The organism is Longimicrobium sp., assembly GCA_036389135.1.
Classification (GTDB): Bacteria; Gemmatimonadota; Gemmatimonadetes; order Longimicrobiales; family Longimicrobiaceae; genus Longimicrobium.
The window spans coordinates 1-3,281 of sequence record DASVQP010000046.1; the positions used below are offsets into that span (position 1 = coordinate 1).

General features: G+C 72.7%; 3 protein-coding genes. 2 read left to right on the forward strand and 1 reads right to left on the reverse strand.

Annotation, left to right across the window (positions count from 1 at the left end; all coding sequences use genetic code 11):
- Together VF584_11540 and cofC are read left to right on the forward strand one after the other, a co-directional pair.
- A partial coding sequence (locus tag VF584_11540; protein HEX8210801.1) for a 2-phospho-L-lactate transferase CofD family protein occupies positions 1-439 on the forward strand: 439 nt, incomplete at its 5' end.
- Positions 436-1,092, forward strand: coding sequence for a 2-phospho-L-lactate guanylyltransferase (gene cofC, locus VF584_11545; GenBank protein ID HEX8210802.1), 657 nt, complete (start codon positions 436-438; stop codon positions 1,090-1,092). The genes VF584_11540 and cofC, both read left to right, overlap by 4 nt.
- A 59-nt stretch (positions 1,093-1,151) precedes the next feature.
- Here cofC and cofH read toward each other — a convergent pair.
- A partial coding sequence (gene cofH / locus VF584_11550; GenBank protein ID HEX8210803.1) for a 5-amino-6-(D-ribitylamino)uracil--L-tyrosine 4-hydroxyphenyl transferase CofH occupies positions 1,152-3,281 on the reverse strand: 2,130 nt, incomplete at its 5' end.

Below are 3,281 nucleotides of genomic sequence, written 5' to 3' on the forward strand. Positions count from 1 at the left end.
GCGGGCGATCGAGTTCGCCGGCGCCGCGACGGCTCGGCCGCAGCCTGAGGTGCTGGCGGCGCTGCAGGCCGGGCCACGTGCCGTGGTGATCTGCCCGAGCAACCCATTCATCAGCATCGGGCCCATCCTGGCGATGCCGGGCCTGCGGGGGGCTATCGCGAGCTGCGGCGCGCCGGTGATTGCCGTCTCCCCGATTATCGCCGGGCAGGCGGTGAAGGGGCCGACGGCGAAGATGTTCGCCGAGCTCGGCACGCCCCCGACCGCGGCCGCCGTCGCCGCGCATTACGGCGCGCTGCTGGACGGCTTCGTCATGGAGGAAGGCGACGACGCAAGCGGCATCGCGGCGCGGGTCTTCCCTGCGGCGACGCTGATGCGGAGCCTTGAGGACAAGGTGGCGCTGGCGCGCACGGTGCTCGCCGCGGCGGAGGCGCTGCGGTGAGCCTCTGGGCCATCCTGCCGGTCAAGGAGATGGAGGGGTCGAAGCAACGCCTCTCGCCGCTGCTCTCGCCCGCGGAGCGCGTCGCGCTGATGCGGGTCATGGTGGCCGAGGTGCTGGACGCCCTCTGCGTCGCGCGGGGCCTCGCCGGCATGTCCGTGGTGACGCTCGATGCATGGGCAGCGGCGGAGGCGCGCCGGCGCGGCGCGCGGGTCATCACCAAGGGCGCGCGGGAGGGCCATACCGGCAGCGTCACCGCGGCGGCGCGGGTCCTGGCGGCGGAGGGCGCGACGGGCGTGCTCACCGTGCCTGGCGACGTTCCCGCGGTGACCGCGGCCGAGGTGGAGGCGCTCGCCGCGGCGCACGGCCCGGCGCCCGCCTTCACCATCGCGCCGGCGCATGACGAGAAAGGCTCGAACGGCGTGGTGCTCTCGCCGCCCGGCGTCGTACCGCTGCGCTTCGGCGATGACAGCTATTTCCCGAATCTGACGGCGGCGCGGGCGCGGGGGCTGGAGCCGCGCGTGGTGCGCCTGCCCGGCCTCGCCATGGATATCGACCACCCGGCGGATGTGGCGGTGTTCGCCCGGCTCGACGTTGCACGCGGAACCCGCACCCTCGCCTGGCTGCGTGAGGCCGGCATATTGTCCGGTCTCTGACCCCTGATTTTCTGAGGCCCTTCGGTCGTTGGCAGGGGTGCAGGGGGCAGCGCCCCCTGCTAAGCGTGCATCTTCTTGCGCGGCGCCGTCTGCAGGACGGGGGCGAGTTCGGCTGCTGCATAGGATGCACGCCGCTGCGCCTCAGGCGGCGTGCCGTAGAGCGTCGTCCGCTGCTGCGGCACGCGGCCGATGCCGCGGATCAGGGCCTCCATGGCTTCGGGTGGGAATTCCTGGCCGTGCTGGGTGCCGGCGGCGCGGCTGATGCTCTCGTTCATCAGCGTGCCGCCGAGGTCGTTGGCACCCGCCTGCAGCGCGTGCTTCGCGCCCTCCGGCCCCATCTTCACCCAGCTCGTCTGGATATTCGTGACATGCGGGTTCAGGACGAGGCGCGCGACGCTGTGCATCAGCAGCGCCTCCCGGAAGGTCGGGCCGCGCCGCGCCTGGCCGCGGAGGTACATCGGCGCTTCCATATGGACGAAGGGTAGCGGCACGAATTCGGTGAAGCCGCCCGTCTCGGCCTGCAGGTCGCGCAGCGCCAGCAGATGGCGCGCCCAATGCAGCGGCCCCTCGACATGGCCGAACATGATGGTGGCCGTGCTGCGCAGGCCGAGGGAATGCGCCGTGCGCGCCACCTCCAGCCACTCGGCCGTGGTGACCTTGTCTGGGCAGATGACGGCGCGGATCGCGTCGTCCAGGATTTCCGCTGCGGTGCCCGGCAGGGAGCCGAGGCCGGCCGCCCGCAGCTGCGCCAGGTAGTCGCGCAGCGGCAGGCCGAGCGTCGCCGCGCCCTGCGTCACCTCGAGGGGCGAGAAGGCGTGGATGTGCATGCCCGGCAGCGCTGCGCGGATGGCCCCGCAGATGCCGATATAGGTCTCGCCCGTGTAGTCCGGATGGATGCCGCCCTGCAGGCAGACCTCGGTCGCGCCGCGCGCCCAAGCCTCCTCGGCGCGGCGGAGGATCTCCGCGTGATCGAGATCGTAGGCCGGGCCGCGCAGCGCCTCGTGCGTCCTGCCCTTGCTGAACGCGCAGAAACGGCAGCGGTAAGTGCAGATATTGGTGTAGTTGATGTTGCGGTTCACGACGTAGCGGATGGTCTCGCCGGAGACCGCAGCGCGCAGCGCATCCGCCGCCGAAGTCACATGCGCCTGGTCGGCGTCGCGTGCGGCGAAGAGGCGTATGATCGCGGGCGGATCGAGCCGCGCGCCGCCGGCCGCCTGTTCGACCGTGCGGGCGAGCGCGGCATCCGCCGCGGCCAGGCGCGGCGCCGGCAGCACCGGCAGCCGCACCTCGCCGGGTGACCAGTCGTCGCCGCGCGCGAAGCCCTCGGCGTCGCTGGCGCGTCGCACGACTGTGGCGACCGCAGGTGCGAACCACGTATCGGGCGCTCGGACATGGTCTGGATAGGCCGGCAGGCGCTGCACCAGCACCTTGCCGGCCTCCGCCGTGCGCGTGGCCAGGTCATCGAGATGCGGCCAGGGCGCCTCGGGGTTCACATGGTCCGGCGTCACCGGGGAGACGCCGCCCCAGTCGTTCAATCCGGCCGCGACGAGCCGCGGGTAGGCGCCGGGCGAGAGGTTGGGCGGCGCCTGGATGCTCATCGCCGGGCCGAGGAGGATGCGCGCCGCAGCGATGGTCCAGAGCAGGTCGTCGAGGTCCGGCTCCGGCGCCGCCGCCTGCCGCGTGCGCGGCTTGGCGCGGAAATTCTGGATGATGACTTCCTGGATGTGGCCATGGCGGGCGTGCAGCTCCGCGATGGTGCGCAGCGCCCCGATCCGTTCCACCCGCGTCTCGCCGATGCCGATCAGGATGCCGGTGGTGAAGGGCACGCGCAGCTCGCCGGCCAGCCGCAGCACTTCGAGCCGCGCCGCGGGGTGCTTGTCCGGGCTGCCGTGATGCACCTGGCCGGGCCCGCAGAGCCTGGCGCTCGCGCTCTCCAGCATCAGTCCCTGGCTGGCCGTGACCTCCCGCAGCGCGGCGATGTCCCCGCGTGTCATGACGCCCGGGTTGGCGTGCGGCAGCAGCCCGGTTTCCTTCAGCACCAGGCCACACATCGCGACGAGGTAGGAGATGGTCGTTGCATGTCCCAGTGCCGCCAGCGCCTCCCGCGCCTGGCGCCAGCGCAGCTCCGGCTTGTCGCCCAGTGTGAAGAGCGCCTCGGTGCAGCCGGCGGCGGCGCCGGCGCGGGCGAT